Origin of the sequence: Rhodoferax sp. (genome assembly GCF_030653815.1) — a bacterium.
In the GTDB taxonomy this organism is placed as follows: domain Bacteria; phylum Pseudomonadota; class Gammaproteobacteria; order Burkholderiales; family Burkholderiaceae_C; genus Rhodoferax.
The window spans coordinates 41,678-56,263 of record NZ_JAURYQ010000021.1; the positions used below are offsets into that span (position 1 = coordinate 41,678).

The following is a 14,586-nucleotide window of genomic DNA, read 5'->3' on the forward strand; positions in this document are numbered from 1 at the left end:
GCCACTCTGTCATTGCTGGTCATGGCCATGGGATGCCCCTTGTGGTTTAGTCGCGCAGCAGGTCGTTCAAGCTGGTCTTGGCACGGGTTTGCGCGTCCACGTGCTTGACGATGATGGCGGCATACAGGCTGTACTTGCCGCCTTCCTTGGGCAGGTTGCCGCTGATCACCACCGAGCCTGCCGGAATGCGGCCGTAACTCACGGTGTCCGTGGCGCGGTCATAAATGGGGGTGCTCTGGCCGATGTAGACACCCATGGAAATCACCGAGTTTTCCTCGACGATAACGCCTTCGACAATTTCAGAGCGCGCGCCAATGAAGCAGTTGTCCTCGATGATGGTGGGGTTGGCCTGCATCGGCTCCAGCACACCACCAATACCAACGCCGCCGCTCAGGTGCACATTTTTGCCAATCTGTGCGCAGGAACCCACGGCGGCCCAGGTGTCGACCATGCTGCCTTCATCGACATAGGCGCCGATGTTGACAAAGGACGGCATCAGGATCACGCCCCGGGCCAGATAGCTGCCGCGGCGCGCCACGGCGGGCGGCACGATGCGCACCCCGGTGCCTTGCAGGCCGGCGGCGTCCATGTGGGAAAACTTGGTGGGGACTTTGTCGTAAAAGGCCAGGTCGCCGGCTTTCATGACCATGTTGTCGTTGAGGCGAAAGCTCAGCAACACGGCTTTTTTGATCCATTGGTGGGTGGTCCACTGGCCCACGCCCTCGCGGGTAGCCACGCGCAGCGCGCCGGTGTTGAGCCCGTCAATGACGTGCTCGACCGCATCGGTCAGTTCTTTCGGCGCCGAGGCCGCAGAGATGTTGGCGCGGTCTTCCCAGGCAGCGTTGAGGATGTTTTGCAATTGTTGGGTCATGGCAGATGAGATTTTGAAATAAAGAAAAATCAGGAGGGGCGGCTGCGAACAAATTGGACAATGCGCTGTGCCGCTTCCAGGCACTCGGCGCTGTCGGCCACCAGCGCCATGCGAATGCGCCCGGCACCGGGATTGTGGCCCTGGGCCTCGCGCGCCAGGAACGAACCGGGCAACACGGTCACATTGTAAAGAGCGAACAATTCACGGGCAAAAACGGTGTCGTCGCCCTTCACCTTGGCCCACAGGTAGAAACCGGCATCGGGCAGGGCCACGTCAAGCACCTCGGCCAGCACCGGGGTGACCTGGGCAAACTTGGCTTTGTAGAGCGCCCGGTTGTCCACCACATGGGCCTCGTCGCGCCACGCAGCCAGGCTGGCGGCTTGCACCACCGGGCTCATGGCGCAACCGTGGTAGGTGCGGTACAGCAGGAATTGCGCCATGATGGCGGCGTCGCCCGCGACAAATCCGCTGCGCATGCCGGGCACATTGCTGCGCTTGGACAGGCTGGTCAGGGAAATCAGGTTTTTGAAGTCGGTACGGCCCAATCTGGCCGCTGCTTCCATGCCGCCCAGGGGGGCTTCATCGCGGAAATATATCTCGCTGTAACACTCGTCCGAGGCAACGACAAAGCCAAAGCGGTCGCTCAAGTCAAACAGCTTTTGCCATTCGCTCAAGCCCATCACCGCGCCAGTGGGGTTGCCGGGTGAGCACACAAACAACTGCTGGGTGCGCGCCCACACCGACTCGGGCACGCTGTCCCAGTCGGGGGCAAAGTTGCGCGCCGGGTCGCTGGCCACGTAATAGGGTTCGGCCCCGGCCAACAGCGCAGCGCCTTCGTAGATTTGGTAGAACGGGTTGGGGCAGACCACCAGCGGCTTTTGCCCGGAAGCGCTGAGCTTCGAGGGGTTGATGATGGTTTGTGTCAATGAAAACAGCGCCTCGCGCGAACCGGCCACCGGCAGCATTTGTGTCAGCGGGTTCACCTTCAGGCCGTAGCGGGTGTGCAGCCACTGGGCAAAGGCCTCGCGCAGCGCGGGCTCACCGGCGGTGGCTGGGTAGCTGGCCAAGCCACTGGGCGAGCGCTGGATGGCGTCCACCATGGCCTGCTGAATAAACGTCGGCGTGGCGTGTTTGGGTTCACCCAGGCCCAGGCTGATGGGGCTGTAGGCTGGATTGGGTGTGACACCGGCAAAAAGCTGGCGCAACCGCTCGAAAGGGTAGGGCTGCAAAAGGGAAAGCAATGGATTCATGGGGCGCAATTATCCATGCTACGGTTGTCATTGCGAGCCCCCCGTATCCGGCCCGTTACCGCACACGGACCTTGAGCCTGAAGTTGTCATCCCGGGCTCGACCCGGGATCCAGGAGTCCGGCAGTCATGGATTGCGGGTCGGGCCTGCCCCGGACCACGATCCGGGGTCCGCAATGACATCCAAGAGGTGAACGGTTCATGGAAAGCGAAGCGTGGCAATCCATGGAGTCCCAGGATCCCTCGATTGCCACGTCGCTTCGCTCCTCGCAATGACGGAAATTTCTGTGGTCGCTGACTCTCAGAATTGCAGTTGGTTCACCATGACATCCAGCCCCAACCAGCGCTGGGCGGCGTTGTGCAGCAGTTCGGGATCACCGGTGCTGAAAAGCAGGCACTGTCCCGGTGCGGACTTGGGTGCGAGGCACGCCAGCACGCGCCGGGTCTGGCGCGCCACCGGAGCGCCGTTGTCAAGCAGTTGGACTGCTGGCCCGACCAGAGCCTGCAAGGTCTCGCGGGCAAACGGGTAATGGGTGCAACCCAGGACCAGGGTGTCGATGTCACCTGGCTGGGCGCCAAAGCGGCCGAGGGCCTGCGCGTATTGCGTGCACAACGCAGTGGTTTGTTCCGTGTCATGGCGCTCGATCGCGTCGGCCAGGCCGTCGCAGGGCTGGCAGATGAATTGCGCCGGACCACCGGCCAGCCCGGCCAGCAGCGTCTTGAACTTCTGGCTGTTCAGGGTACCGCGCGTGGCCATGACACCGATGCGCCCGGTGTGGCTCAGGGTCATGGCGGGTTTTAGCGCCGGCTCGACGCCGATGATGGGCAACTCGGGGTGGTCCTGGCGCAGCAATTGAATGGCCGCCGCCGTGGCCGTGTTGCAGGCCACCACCAGGGCCTGGATGGCCAGATCAGGTGATTTAAGCAAATGCCGGGTGATGGCGCGCGCCCGGGCCAGCACAAAGCCCTGGTCGCGCTCGCCATAGGGCGCAAAGCCGCTGTCGGCCACATAAATGAAGTTTTCGTGCGGCAACTCGGCCCGCAGCGCCTTCAAAATGCTCAGGCCGCCGACACCGCTGTCAAACACCCCGATCGGGGGCTTGGCGTTTGCCGCTTCAGGCACCGGCCACCGTGATGCCCTTGAATTCACCCGTGGCGATGCGCTTTTGCCACTCGGCCGGGCCGGTGATGTGGGCGCTGGTGCCGCCCGCATCCACGGCCACAGTCACGGGCATGTCGACCACGTCGAATTCGTAAATGGCTTCCATGCCGAGGTCGGCAAAACCCACGACCTTGGCGGTTTTGATGGCTTTGGACACCAGGTAGGCGGCGCCGCCCACGGCCATCAGGTAGGCGCTCTGGTGTTTCTTGATGGCCTCGATGGCGACCGGGCCGCGCTCGGCCTTGCCGACCATGGCAATCAGGCCGGTTTCAGCCAGCATCATTTCGGTGAAGCCGTCCATGCGCGTGGCGGTGGTGGGGCCGGCCGGGCCAACCGCTTCGTCACCCACCGGGTCGACCGGGCCGACGTAATAAATCACGCGATTGGTGAAGTCGACCGGCAGTTTTTCGCCATTGGCCAGCATGTCCTTGATGCGCTTGTGCGCGGCGTCGCGGCCGGTCAGCATCTTGCCGTTGAGCAGCAGGGTATCACCGGGTTTCCAGCTGGCCACCTCGGCCTTGCTCAGGGTGTTCAGGTCGACCTTTTTGCTCTTGACGTAATCAGGTGTCCAGGCCACATCGGGCCAGGTGTCCAACGAGGGCGGTGTCAGGTAGACCGGGCCGCTGCCATCCATCACAAAATGGGCGTGGCGCGTGGCGGCGCAGTTGGGGATCATGGCCACAGGTTTGCTGGCGGCATGAGTCGGGTACATCTTGATCTTGACGTCAAGCACGGTGGTCAGGCCGCCCAGGCCCTGCGCGCCGATGCCCAGGGCGTTAACCTTGTCAAACAGCTCCAGCCGGAGTTTTTCGACGTTGGAAAGCGCGACACCGCTGGCCGCCTTGGCCTGCAGCTGGTACATGTCGAGGTCGTCCATCAGGCTTTCCTTGGCCATCAGCACGGCTTTTTCGGCGGTGCCGCCAATGCCGATGCCGAGCATGCCCGGCGGGCACCAACCGGCGCCCATCGTGGGCACGGTCTTCAGCACCCAGTCAACCACCGAGTCGCCGGGGTTGAGCATGACCATCTTGCTTTTGTTCTCAGAACCACCGCCTTTGGCCGCCACGGTGACTTCGAGCTGGTCGCCCGGCACGATCTCGGAGAAGATCACTGCGGGCGTGTTGTCCTTGGTGTTCTTGCGTTCAAACTGGGGGTCGGCCACCACGCTGGCACGCAGGGTGTTGCTGGGGTCGTTGTAGGCGCGGCGCACGCCTTCGTTGATGGCGTCATCGAGGCTGCCGGTAAACCCTTCCCAGCGCACGTCCATGCCAACCTTGAGAAACACGTTGACGATACCGGTGTCCTGGCAGATCGGGCGATGGCCGGTGGCGCTCATCTTGCTGTTGGTCAGAATTTGCGCAATGGCGTCCTTGGCCGCAGGGCTTTGCTCGCGCTCGTAGGCGCGCGCCAGGTGGGCGATGTAGTCGGCGGGGTGATAATAACTGATGAATTGCAGGGCAGCGGCGACGGATTCAATCAGGTCGGCTTGGCGGATGTTGCTCATGTGGGTGTCCTCAAAAAAACCAAGTTTAACCAGAGCGCCCCAACGCCAGCCTGACGTTTCAGCGCAAACCCAGGTGCAACGCGGCCTTGGCCATCAGGTGAGCCGAGATCGGGGCGGTGATGAACAGGAACAGCGTGACCAGAATTTCATGCAGGCTCAAGGTATCGCCTGTGACGCTGAAATAAACGGATGAGGCGATCAGCAGGCAGCCCACGCCCAGCGTGCTGGCCTTGGTCGGACCGTGCAGCCGGGTGTAAAAGTCTTTGAAGCGCACCAGGCTGAGTGAGCCGATCAGGGTAAAGGCGGCGCCGGCCAGCACCAGCGCGGACAGCAGTATCTCGGTGATCAGGCTCATTCGATGATGTCTCCGCGCAGCAAAAATTTGGACAAGGCCACGGTGCCGACAAAACCCATCAGGGCGATCAGCAGGGCGGCTTCAAAATACAGCGGGCTGCCCAGCTGGATGCCGAGCAAAATCAGCAGGGCGATGGCGTTGATGTAGAGCGTGTCGAGCGCCAGGATGCGATCAGGCAGGCTCGGGCCCCTGAGAAGCCTGAAAAAGCTCAGGCCGAAGGCGACCGCAACAAACACAAAGGCCAGGATGAGGGCGCTGCTCAGCATTCAAAAATCTCCTTGAGTGGGGCTTCAAAACGCGTTTTGATGGTGTGGATCAACTGCTCGGGGTCGGTGCAGTCCAGCGCGTGCACCAGCAGGGTCCGCTGGTCGGATGACAGCCGTGCGGACACGGTGCCGGGCGTCAGGCAAATGGTGTTGGCCAGCAGGCTCACTGCCAGCGCATTGGTCAAATCCAGCGGTACCTGCACAAACATCGGGTTGAGCGAACGCGGTCCGGCCAGCACCAGGCCCGCCACGGCCACATTGGCCATCAGCACATCAAACAGGAAGACACCCAGAAAACGCAGCAGGCTCAACGGACGGTGGATGCGCACACGCTCGGGCCAGAAGCCGAGCGTGAAGCGGGGAATGGCCCAGCCCAACAGCAGCCCAAGCACGACATGGCCCGGTGCCACCGTGTTGTTGAGCAGCAGCCAGACCAGCGCCAGAATGGGTGTGAGAAGAGGGTGGGGCAACCATTTCTTCATGGCCTGCCTCCCAGCACCGCGCTGATGTAGCGCGCGGGGTCAGTCAGTTGCTGCGCGGTGGCGTTTGCATAGTCAAGGGCAGGTCCGGCAAATACCGTCAAGGCCAGGATCAAGCCGAGCAGCCCGCCCACGGCCAGCAGTTCGCGTGCGCTTGAGACACCGGAAAGCGTCACATCAGCTGGGCTGGCACCCGACTTGGGCGCCTGCGCGACGGTCGCGGCCTGGCTGTTGAAAAACACCTGGCTGCCCGCGCGCGCCAGCGCAATCACCGCCAGCAAGGCGGCCAGCAGGATCACGGCCCAGACCCAGGGCTGGCCGGGGGCCGCGCGCAAAATAAGAAACTTGCCAATAAAACCGGACAGCGGCGGCAAGCCGGTCACGGCCACCGCTGCCGCAAAAAACAGCCCACCCCAAAGCGCATGGCGTGGCATGTCGGCGTCTGGCGTGAAGCCATCACCGTGTTGCAGGCGGCGGCGCCTGATGGCGTCACTCAGCAAAAACAGCAGCGCGGCGGTGAAGGTGCTGTGCGGCATGTAATACAGCGCGGCGGCGATGCCGTTGGTGCCCACGGCCACGGCGGTCAGCAGGGTGCCCACCGACACCAGAACCAGGTAGCCGCTGAGGCGCCCAAGGCTGTCAGCGGCCAGCACGCCCAACGTGCCGATGACGATGGTGGCCAGCGCCAGCGGCATCAGCCAGGGGTCGAACAAATGCGCCAGGGCGCCGGCGCTGTCGCCGAACAGCAGCGTGTGGCTGCGCAAAATGGCGTAAATACCGACCTTGGTCATGATGGCAAACAGCGCCGCCACCGGCGCCGAGGTCCCGCTGTAGGCGGCAGGCAGCCACAGGTGCAGCGGCAACAGGGCCGCCTTGAGGGCAAACACCGCCAGCAGCAGCAGGCCACCTGCGCGCGCCAGACCCAGCATGTCGGGTGCCAGGGTGCCCGCCTTGGCCGCCAGGTCGGCCATGTTCAGGCTGCCCATCGATGCATAGATGAGCCCGGCGGCAAACAGGAAGACGGTGGAGCCGGCCAGGTTCATGACCACGTAGTGCAGCCCGGCGCGGGTGCGCGCCGGGCCGCCACCGTGCAGCGCCAGACCATAGGAGGCGATCAGCAAAATTTCAAAAAAGACAAACAGGTTGAACAGGTCGCCGGTTAAAAAGGCACCCGCCAGTCCGAACAGCTGCATCTGGAACAGCACATGGAAATGCCGCCCCTGACCATCGATGCCATGGCTGGCATAAATCAGCGCCCACAGCGCGAGCAGGGTGGTGATGAGCACCATCCAGGCGGACAGCCTGTCCGCCACCAGCACAATGCCCCAGGGCGCGGGCCAGTCGCCCAGGCGGTACACCAGAATGTCGCCGCCCGAGACGGCCACCAGCAAGGCGGTGGCAGCGCCAATTTGCGCCAGCACGGACACCAGCGCCAGCACGCGCTGGGCCGGCAGCGACAAGCGCCCCAGCGCCAGCAGCAGGGTGCCGACCAGAAATGGCAGCAGAATCGGGGCGATGGGCAGGTGCGCCGTCATGCTGTGTCCCCGGCTTGCGGTGGCGCGCCATCGACATGGTCGTTGCCGAATTCTTCCCGGGCACGCAGGCTCAGCATGATGACGAAGGCCGTCATGGCAAAGCCGATGACGATGGCGGTGAGCACCAGCGCCTGCGGCAGCGGATCGGCGTAATTGGCCGCACCCGAGATCACCGGGGGCTGGCCGATGACCAGCCGACCGGTGGCAAACAGAAACAGGTTGACGCCGTAAGACAGCAGCGTCAGGCCCAGCACCACGGGGAAGGTGCGGGCGCGCAGCAGCAGATAAACGCCGCAGCCAGTCAAGGTGCCAATGGCCAGGGCGATCAGGGCTTCCATGGTGTGGCCTCGGGGTTGGCGCTGGCGCGGTGCACCAGGCCCAGGTTGATCAGGATCAGCAGGGTGGCACCCACCACTACCAAATAGACGCCGAGGTCAAACGCCATGGCCGACGCCAGCTCGAACTCGCCCACCAGTGGCCAGTCGAAATGGCCAAAGGCAGAGGTCAGGAACGGCCGGCCAAACAACCAGCTTGCCAGGCCGGTGAGCAGGGCGATGATCAGGCCCGCGGCGATCCAGGGATGGGTGTGCGCAGGCAGGCGCGCGTGGGTCCAGCTGACGCCATTGGCCAGGTACTGCACGATCAGCGCAACGGCGGTGATCAGCCCGGCAATGAAACCGCCACCGGGAAGATTGTGGCCCCGCAGGAAGATGAATACCGAGACCAGCAGCGCCAGCGGCAGCAGCAGCCTGGCAAAGGTGGCCAGGATCATGGGATGGGTGTCGCTGTCCCAGGCGCGGCCACTGGCATCCTGCGTGGGGCCAGGCAGGCGCAAATTGCCCAGCAGCGCAAAAATGCCCACGGCGGCAATGGCCAGCACGGTGATTTCGCCGAAGGTGTCAAAGCCGCGGAAGTCCACCAGAATCACGTTGACCACGTTGCCACCGCCGCCGCCCGGCACGCTGTTTTCCAGGAAGAAGCCGGCCAGGCCATCGTTCGATCGGGTCAGCACGGCCCAGGCCAAAGCAGCGGCGCCGCCACCGGCCAGCAAGGCAATGCCGGCGTCACGCCAGCGCCTGGCGGCACTGGATTCGCGGGGCGTGGTGGCGGGCAGAAAATACAAGGCCAGCAGCAGCAAAATGACTGTCACCACCTCCACCGAGAGCTGCGTCAGGGCCAGGTCGGGCGCCGAAAACTTGACAAACACCAAGGCCACGATCAGACCCACGGCGCCGGTGAGCACCAGGGCTGTGAGGCGTTGGCGATGCAGTGCGGTGGCCGCCAGCGTGGCCAGTATCAGCACCAGGCCGGCCATCAAACTGACGCCGTCAACAGCAAGCAGCGCCCGCGTGCCCGTCAGGGGGGCCTCAACCAGCACCAGGCCCGTAGCACCGAGCACCAGGGTGCTGACCACGAACAGCGCGAGCTGGCGCTGCAGCGATGCGGTGTCAAGCCAGCGGGTGAGGCGTTCTGCCGTGCCGAACAAACCCTGCATCAGGGCGTCAAAGATCAGTCGGCCCTGCAGGCGCTTGTCGAGCCGGTCGTGCAGTTGAAACAGGGGGCGCCGGAACCGATACAACACTGCGCCACCAACAAGGGCGATCACGCTCATCCACAGTGCCGGGTTGAAGCCGTGCCAAATGGCCAGGCTGTGCCCGGGCACTGGCCCCTGCAACACGGCGCCGGCGGCCACAGCCAGCAGGGGCTCGACCGTTTGCGCCGGAAATATGCCGACCAACAACACCAGCACCACCAGAATTTCCACCGGCACCTTCATCCAGCGCACCGGCTCATGCGGTGTTTTGGGCAGGTTGACGGGTTCGCCGTTAAAGAACACGTCATGGATGAAGCGCAGCGAATAAGCCACGGCAAATATGCCCGCCAAGGTTGCCACGGCCGGCAGCAACCAGCCCAGACGGTATTCGCTGCCGGCGCTGGCGGCCTCGGCAAAAAACATCTCCTTGGATAAAAAACCGTTGGCCAAAGGCACTCCCGCCATGGCGGCGCTGGCCACCATGGCCAGCGTCGCGGTATGTGGCATGGCGTGCCAAAGGCCATTGATGCGGCGCATGTCGCGGGTGCCGCATTCATGGTCGATGATGCCCGCCGCCATGAACAGGCCGGCCTTGAAGATGGCGTGGTTGATGATGTGGAACACCCCCGCCAAGGCGGCCATCGGGGTGCCAATGCCAAACAGCGCCGTGATCAGACCGAGGTGGCTGATGGTGGAATACGCCAGCAGGCCCTTCAGGTCGTGCTTGAACAGCGCCAGCACCGCACCCAGCAAAAAGGTGGTCAGGCCGATGCCGCCCACCAGCCAGGTCCAGGCGTCGGTACCCGACAACACCGGGAACAGCCGGGCCAGCAGGAAGACGCCGGCCTTGACCATGGTGGCCGAGTGCAGGTAGGCCGACACCGGGGTCGGCGCGGCCATGGCGTTGGGCAGCCAGAAGTGAAAGGGAAATTGGGCCGACTTGGTAAAGGCACCCAGCAAGATCAGCAGCAGCGCCGGCAGGTAGAGTGGGTGCGCGCGCACCAGGTCGCCACTGGCCAGCACCTGGGTCAGCTCGAAGCTGCCCACCATGTGGCCGAGCAGGATGAAGCCCGCCAGCAGCGCCAGGCCACCGGCCCCGGTGATGGCCAGCGCCATGCGGGCGCCGCTGCGGGCGTCTTCGCGGCCGCGCCAGTAGGCGATCAACAAAAACGATGACAGGCTGGTGAGTTCCCAGAAAATCAGCAACTGGATCAGGTTTTCGGACAGCACCACGCCCAGCATGGAACCCATGAACAAGAGCAGGTAGGCATAGAGCCGGCTCAGGCTGTCGCGGGCGCTCAGGTAGTAATGGGCATAAAGAATGACCAGCAGCCCGATGCCCAGAATCAGCAGCACAAACAGCACACCGAGCCCGTCCATCCGGAAAACCAGGTCGAGGCCCGCGCTGCTGATCCATGGCAGGCGCTCGATCGTGGTGGTGCCGGCAAAGCTCGCCGCCATCAGCGGCAGCAATTGCAGCAAGGCCGCTGCCGTCACGCCAGCGGCGGTCCAGGCACTGACGGTGCGGCCATGGCGGGCCAGGCCGGCGACCAGTGCCGCGCCAAAAAATGGCGTGAGTATGGCTAGAAACAATTGCATGAGGTCAGGATTCTTGGGCTATGCCCGGGCCGCGCGGCGTCAGGGCGCACGAGTCGCCCGGATCAAGCACTGCGCAATCCGGGGGCTCTTTAACCGCCAGAAGTCTTTTGCCCCTGCACCATCTTCATGGCCGAACCCACCAGCGCGGCCACTTCGGTCATGTTGCTGGGTACGATCAGTGTGGTGGTGGCATCTGCCGCCACCCGGCTGTAGGCGTCCACGGCTTTTTCAGCCACCTTGAGTTGCACCGCCTGCTCACCGCCGGGCTGGCGAATGGCGGCGGCCACGCGCTCGATGGCTTGGGCATTGGCTTCGGCCACTGCCAGAATGGCCGCTGCTTCGCCCTGCGCGTTGTTGATGGCAGCCTGTTTTTCACCCTCGGAACGGGCAATAAACGCCTCCCGCTCGCCGGTAGCAATATTGATCTGTTCCTGCCGGCGGCCCTCGGACGCGGCGATCAGGGCGCGTTTTTCGCGCTCGGCGGTGATCTGCTGCTGCATGGCGTGCAGGATTTCCTTGGGCGGTGTCAGGTCCTTGATCTCATAACGCAGCACCTTCACGCCCCAATTCAGCGCGGCTTCGTCGATGGCTTGCACCACCTGGGCGTTGATGATGTCGCGTTCTTCAAAAGTTTTGTCGAGCTCGAGCTTGCCGATCACCGAGCGCAATGAGGTTTGTGCCAGCTGCGAGATCGCCATGATGTAGTTGCTGGAACCATAGCTGGCGCGCATGGCGTCAGTCACCTGAAAATACAAGATGCCATCGACCTGCAACTGGGTGTTGTCCCGCGTGATGCAGACCTGGCTCGGGATGTCGAGCGGGACCTCCTTGAGCAGGTGTTTGTAGGCTACCTTGTCGACAAACGGGATTAAAAAGTTCAGGCCGGGCATCAACGTGCCGGTGTACTTGCCCAAGCGCTCGACCACCCAAGCGTGCTGCTGGGGAACGACCTTGACCGATTGGGTGACAAAGATCACCGCGATGACAAAAATGATGACTGCAACTTCCATTTGATACTCCAAAAAAAACTAACTTGACTTGACTTGACTCGACTCAATGCACAGTTTGTCATTGCGGGCTACGACCCGCAATCCATGAATTCCGGACTTCCTGGATCCCCCGGATCGTGGGCCGGGGCAGGCTCCTCGCATCCGGGATGACAAAGTCAGGTCCAAGACCTTTCACACTTTCTCAACCATCAAACGGCTGCCCACGACTTCGACGATGCGGTGCAAGCCGGGAGCAGACGCCGCACCGGTGCGCAGGGTCACGCTCCAGGTGGCGCCGCGGTATTTGGCGGTGCTGGTGCCGTCGTCGTTCCAGGCGTCAATGTGCAGGGTTTCACCAATGTCCAGGTTGACGTCCCGGTTGGCACCGGCCGGCAGGGCCGGCGGCTGGTGCTTTTTATAACTGCGCCAGGCCAGCACACAACCCCCACCCAACAGCGCGGCCACCACCAGTTGCACCGTCACCGACGCTCCCAGGTGCGCGGCGATGGCGGCGCCGGCCACGCCCAGTGACAACATCAGCAGGTAAAAGGTGCCGGTCAGCAGTTCCAGCGCAATCATTCCGCCTGCCAGCAGCCACCAGAGGGTTGATTCAGCCATGTTTGTTTCCAATTGTTATTTGACTTGTCGCATTCTGCTGTAAAAGTGCGTGTTCGCAACAGGTCCGACACGATAAGTCCTTACACTTCGCGCCAATTTACATTTTTCCTTGCGTCGCTGGAGCCCACCATGAAATTCCGCTTTCCGATCGTCATCATTGACGAAGATTACCGTTCCGAAAACACCTCGGGCCTGGGCATTCGCGCGCTGGCGCAGGCCTTCGAGACCGAGGGTTTTGAGGTACTGGGCGTCACCAGTTATGGCGACCTGAGCCAGTTTGCCCAGCAGCAGAGCCGGGCCAGCACCTTTATTTTGTCGATTGACGACGAGGAATTCACCCCCGGGCCGGACCTGGACCCGGCCGTGGTGAATCTGCGCCACTTCATTGAAGAAGTGCGCCGGCGCAACCTCGATGTGCCGATCTACATTTACGGCGAGACCAAGACCAGCCGCCACCTGCCCAACGACATCCTGCGTGAGCTGCACGGCTTCATTCACATGTTCGAGGATACGCCCGAATTTGTGGCGCGCCACATCATCCGCGAAGCCAAAAGCTACCTGGAAGGCGTGCAGCCGCCGTTTTTCAAGGCCTTGCTGGATTACGCCGAGGACGGTTCGTACTCGTGGCACTGCCCGGGCCACTCGGGTGGCGTGGCGTTTCTGAAAAGCCCGGTGGGCCAGATGTACCACCAGTTCTACGGCGAAAACATGCTGCGCGCCGACGTCTGCAATGCCGTCGAGGAACTGGGCCAGTTGCTCGACCATGATGGCGCGATTGGCAAGAGCGAACGCAATGCGGCGCGCATTTTCAACGCCGACCACTGCTTTTTTGTCACCAACGGTACCTCGACCTCCAACAAGATGGTCTGGCACCACACGGTGGCACCGAATGACGTGGTGGTAGTGGACCGCAACTGCCACAAGTCCATCCTGCACGCGATCATCATGACTGGCGCGATTCCGGTGTTTTTAAAGCCCACGCGCAACCACTTCGGCATCATCGGCCCGATCCCGAAAAGCGAGTTCGAGCCTGCCACCATCAAGGCCAAGATCAAGGCCAATCCGCTGATCAAGGAACATTTGCCCGACATCGACGTGAACCAGATCAAGCCGCGCGTGCTGACGCTGACGCAGTCGACCTACGATGGCGTGTTGTACAACACCGAAACGGTGAAGAACATGCTCGACGGCTACGTGGAAAACATCCACTTTGACGAGGCCTGGTTGCCGCACGCGGCGTTCCACCCGTTTTACGGCACTTACCACGCCATGGGCAAGAACCGGGCGCGACCGAAAAAGGCCATGGTGTACGCCACCCAATCCATCCACAAGCTGCTGGCCGGTATCAGCCAGGCCAGCCATGTGCTGGTGCAGGACTCGCAGACCGTCAAGCTCGACAAGCACCTGTTCAACGAGGCCTACCTGATGCACACCAGCACCAGTCCGCAGTACAGCATCATTGCCAGCTGCGACGTGGCGGCGGCCATGATGGAGCCGCCCGGCGGCACCGCGCTGGTGGAGGAAAGCATTGCCGAGGCGCTTGATTTCAGGCGTGCCATGCGCAAAATTGACGACGACTACGGCAGCGACTGGTGGTTCAAGGTCTGGGGACCGGACAAACTGGTGGAGGAGGGCATTGGCCGTGCCGATGACTGGATCATCAAGGGCGAGTCGCGCACCATCAAGGCCGGTGTCAACTGGCACGGTTTTGGCAAGATGGCCACCGGCTTCAACATGCTGGACCCGATCAAGTCCACCGTGGTGACCCCGGGCATGGACCTGAATGGCAAGTTTGCCAAGACCGGCATTCCGGCCAGCATCGTGACCAAGTTCCTGGCCGAGCACGGTGTGGTGGTGGAAAAGACCGGTCTGTACAGCTTTTTCATCATGTTCACCATCGGCATTACCAAAGGCCGCTGGAATAGCATGCTGACCGCCTTGCAGCAGTTCAAGGACGACTACGCCAAGAACCAGGCGATGTGGCGCATCCTGCCCGAGTTTTGCCAGAAGTACCCCAAATATGAAGACATGGGCCTGGCCGACCTGTGCCAGCACATCCACCAGTTGTATGCCAAGTACGACATTGCGCGCCTGACCACCGACATGTACCTGAGCGACCTGACCCCGGCCATGAAACCCAGCGATGCCTATGCCCATATTGCGCTGCGCAAAACCGAGCGCGTGGAGATTGACAAGCTCGAAGGCCGTGTCACCGTTGGCCTGGTGACACCTTACCCACCGGGCATTCCGCTGCTGATTCCGGGCGAGGTGTTCAACAAGAAGATCGTGGATTACCTCAAGTTCTCCCGCGAGTTCAACCGCCAGTGCCCGGGTTTCGAGACCGACATCCATGGTCTGGTGGAAGAGGTGGGTGCCGACGGTCAGGTGCATTACTTTGCTGACTGTGTGAAGGCCTAAAAGGTGCAA

At 62.6% G+C, this 14,586-nt stretch carries 13 protein-coding genes; 1 reads left to right on the forward strand and 12 read right to left on the reverse strand.

The window, feature by feature from the left end; genetic code table 11:
• Positions 1-46: 46 nt before the first annotated feature.
• The 12 genes from dapD to Q7U49_RS07570 form a co-directional block, all read right to left on the reverse strand.
• The gene (gene dapD / locus Q7U49_RS07515) at positions 47-871 is read right to left on the reverse strand and encodes a 2,3,4,5-tetrahydropyridine-2,6-dicarboxylate N-succinyltransferase (RefSeq protein ID WP_304763566.1); all 825 of its coding nucleotides are present in this window, start codon (positions 869-871) and stop codon (positions 47-49) included.
• Between the two features lie 29 nt (positions 872-900).
• The gene (gene dapC, locus Q7U49_RS07520) at positions 901-2,121 is read right to left on the reverse strand and encodes a succinyldiaminopimelate transaminase (protein WP_304763567.1); all 1,221 of its coding nucleotides are present in this window, start codon (positions 2,119-2,121) and stop codon (positions 901-903) included.
• A gap of 298 nt (positions 2,122-2,419) precedes the next feature.
• A complete protein-coding gene (murI, locus tag Q7U49_RS07525) occupies positions 2,420-3,241 on the reverse strand; it encodes a glutamate racemase (protein WP_304763568.1) in 822 nt (273 codons plus the stop codon).
• Entirely contained in the window at positions 3,234-4,784 is a 1,551-nt protein-coding gene (locus Q7U49_RS07530; RefSeq protein ID WP_304763569.1) for a fumarate hydratase, read from the reverse strand. The genes murI and Q7U49_RS07530 overlap by 8 nt, the downstream gene beginning before the upstream one ends.
• Before the next feature lie 58 nt (positions 4,785-4,842).
• Positions 4,843-5,139 carry a Na+/H+ antiporter subunit G gene (locus Q7U49_RS07535; RefSeq protein ID WP_304763570.1) on the reverse strand — a complete coding sequence of 99 codons (297 nt, stop codon included), beginning with the start codon at positions 5,137-5,139 and terminating at the stop codon, positions 4,843-4,845.
• A complete protein-coding gene (locus Q7U49_RS07540) occupies positions 5,136-5,405 on the reverse strand; it encodes a K+/H+ antiporter subunit F (RefSeq protein ID WP_304763571.1) in 270 nt (89 codons plus the stop codon). Before Q7U49_RS07540 ends, Q7U49_RS07535 begins: the two co-directional genes overlap by 4 nt.
• Positions 5,399-5,887, reverse strand: a complete 489-nt coding sequence (locus tag Q7U49_RS07545; protein WP_304763572.1) for a Na+/H+ antiporter subunit E — start codon at positions 5,885-5,887, stop codon at positions 5,399-5,401. The genes Q7U49_RS07540 and Q7U49_RS07545 overlap by 7 nt, the downstream gene beginning before the upstream one ends.
• The gene (locus tag Q7U49_RS07550) at positions 5,884-7,419 is read right to left on the reverse strand and encodes a monovalent cation/H+ antiporter subunit D (protein WP_304763573.1); all 1,536 of its coding nucleotides are present in this window, start codon (positions 7,417-7,419) and stop codon (positions 5,884-5,886) included. The genes Q7U49_RS07545 and Q7U49_RS07550 overlap by 4 nt, the downstream gene beginning before the upstream one ends.
• On the reverse strand, positions 7,416-7,757 hold the full coding sequence (locus tag Q7U49_RS07555) for a Na+/H+ antiporter subunit C (protein WP_304763574.1): 342 nt from the start codon (positions 7,755-7,757) through the stop codon (positions 7,416-7,418). The genes Q7U49_RS07550 and Q7U49_RS07555 overlap by 4 nt, the downstream gene beginning before the upstream one ends.
• The gene (locus Q7U49_RS07560) at positions 7,745-10,552 is read right to left on the reverse strand and encodes a monovalent cation/H+ antiporter subunit A (protein WP_304763575.1); all 2,808 of its coding nucleotides are present in this window, start codon (positions 10,550-10,552) and stop codon (positions 7,745-7,747) included. The genes Q7U49_RS07555 and Q7U49_RS07560 overlap by 13 nt, the downstream gene beginning before the upstream one ends.
• Positions 10,553-10,641: 89 nt before the next feature.
• Positions 10,642-11,562 (reverse strand): SPFH domain-containing protein, encoded by a 921-nt coding sequence (locus Q7U49_RS07565; RefSeq protein ID WP_304763576.1) that lies wholly within the window; start codon positions 11,560-11,562, stop codon positions 10,642-10,644.
• Between the two features lie 171 nt (positions 11,563-11,733).
• Positions 11,734-12,159 (reverse strand): NfeD family protein, encoded by a 426-nt coding sequence (locus Q7U49_RS07570; protein ID WP_304763577.1) that lies wholly within the window; start codon positions 12,157-12,159, stop codon positions 11,734-11,736.
• A gap of 129 nt (positions 12,160-12,288) precedes the next feature.
• On the opposite strand from Q7U49_RS07570, the gene Q7U49_RS07575 reads away from it, so the two are divergent.
• Positions 12,289-14,577 carry an arginine/lysine/ornithine decarboxylase gene (locus tag Q7U49_RS07575; RefSeq protein ID WP_304763578.1) on the forward strand — a complete coding sequence of 763 codons (2,289 nt, stop codon included), beginning with the start codon at positions 12,289-12,291 and terminating at the stop codon, positions 14,575-14,577.
• The last annotated feature ends 9 nt before the right edge of the window (positions 14,578-14,586 follow it).

Coding starts and splice junctions, on each gene's coding strand:
- Q7U49_RS07550 (WP_304763573.1), bottom strand. CDS start 7,419: ATGACGGCGCACCTGCCCATCGCCCCGATTCTGCTGCCATTTCTGGTC.
- Q7U49_RS07560 (WP_304763575.1), bottom strand. CDS start 10,552: ATGCAATTGTTTCTAGCCATACTCACGCCATTTTTTGGCGCGGCACTG.
- Q7U49_RS07535 (WP_304763570.1), bottom strand. CDS start 5,139: ATGAGCCTGATCACCGAGATACTGCTGTCCGCGCTGGTGCTGGCCGGC.
- Q7U49_RS07570 (WP_304763577.1), bottom strand. CDS start 12,159: ATGGCTGAATCAACCCTCTGGTGGCTGCTGGCAGGCGGAATGATTGCG.
- dapD (WP_304763566.1), bottom strand. CDS start 871: ATGACCCAACAATTGCAAAACATCCTCAACGCTGCCTGGGAAGACCGC.
- Q7U49_RS07540 (WP_304763571.1), bottom strand. CDS start 5,405: ATGCTGAGCAGCGCCCTCATCCTGGCCTTTGTGTTTGTTGCGGTCGCC.
- dapC (WP_304763567.1), bottom strand. CDS start 2,121: ATGAATCCATTGCTTTCCCTTTTGCAGCCCTACCCTTTCGAGCGGTTG.
- Q7U49_RS07555 (WP_304763574.1), bottom strand. CDS start 7,757: ATGGAAGCCCTGATCGCCCTGGCCATTGGCACCTTGACTGGCTGCGGC.
- Q7U49_RS07575 (WP_304763578.1), top strand. CDS start 12,289: ATGAAATTCCGCTTTCCGATCGTCATCATTGACGAAGATTACCGTTCC.
- Q7U49_RS07565 (WP_304763576.1), bottom strand. CDS start 11,562: ATGGAAGTTGCAGTCATCATTTTTGTCATCGCGGTGATCTTTGTCACC.
- Q7U49_RS07545 (WP_304763572.1), bottom strand. CDS start 5,887: ATGAAGAAATGGTTGCCCCACCCTCTTCTCACACCCATTCTGGCGCTG.
- Q7U49_RS07530 (WP_304763569.1), bottom strand. CDS start 4,784: ATGAGCAACATCCGCCAAGCCGACCTGATTGAATCCGTCGCCGCTGCC.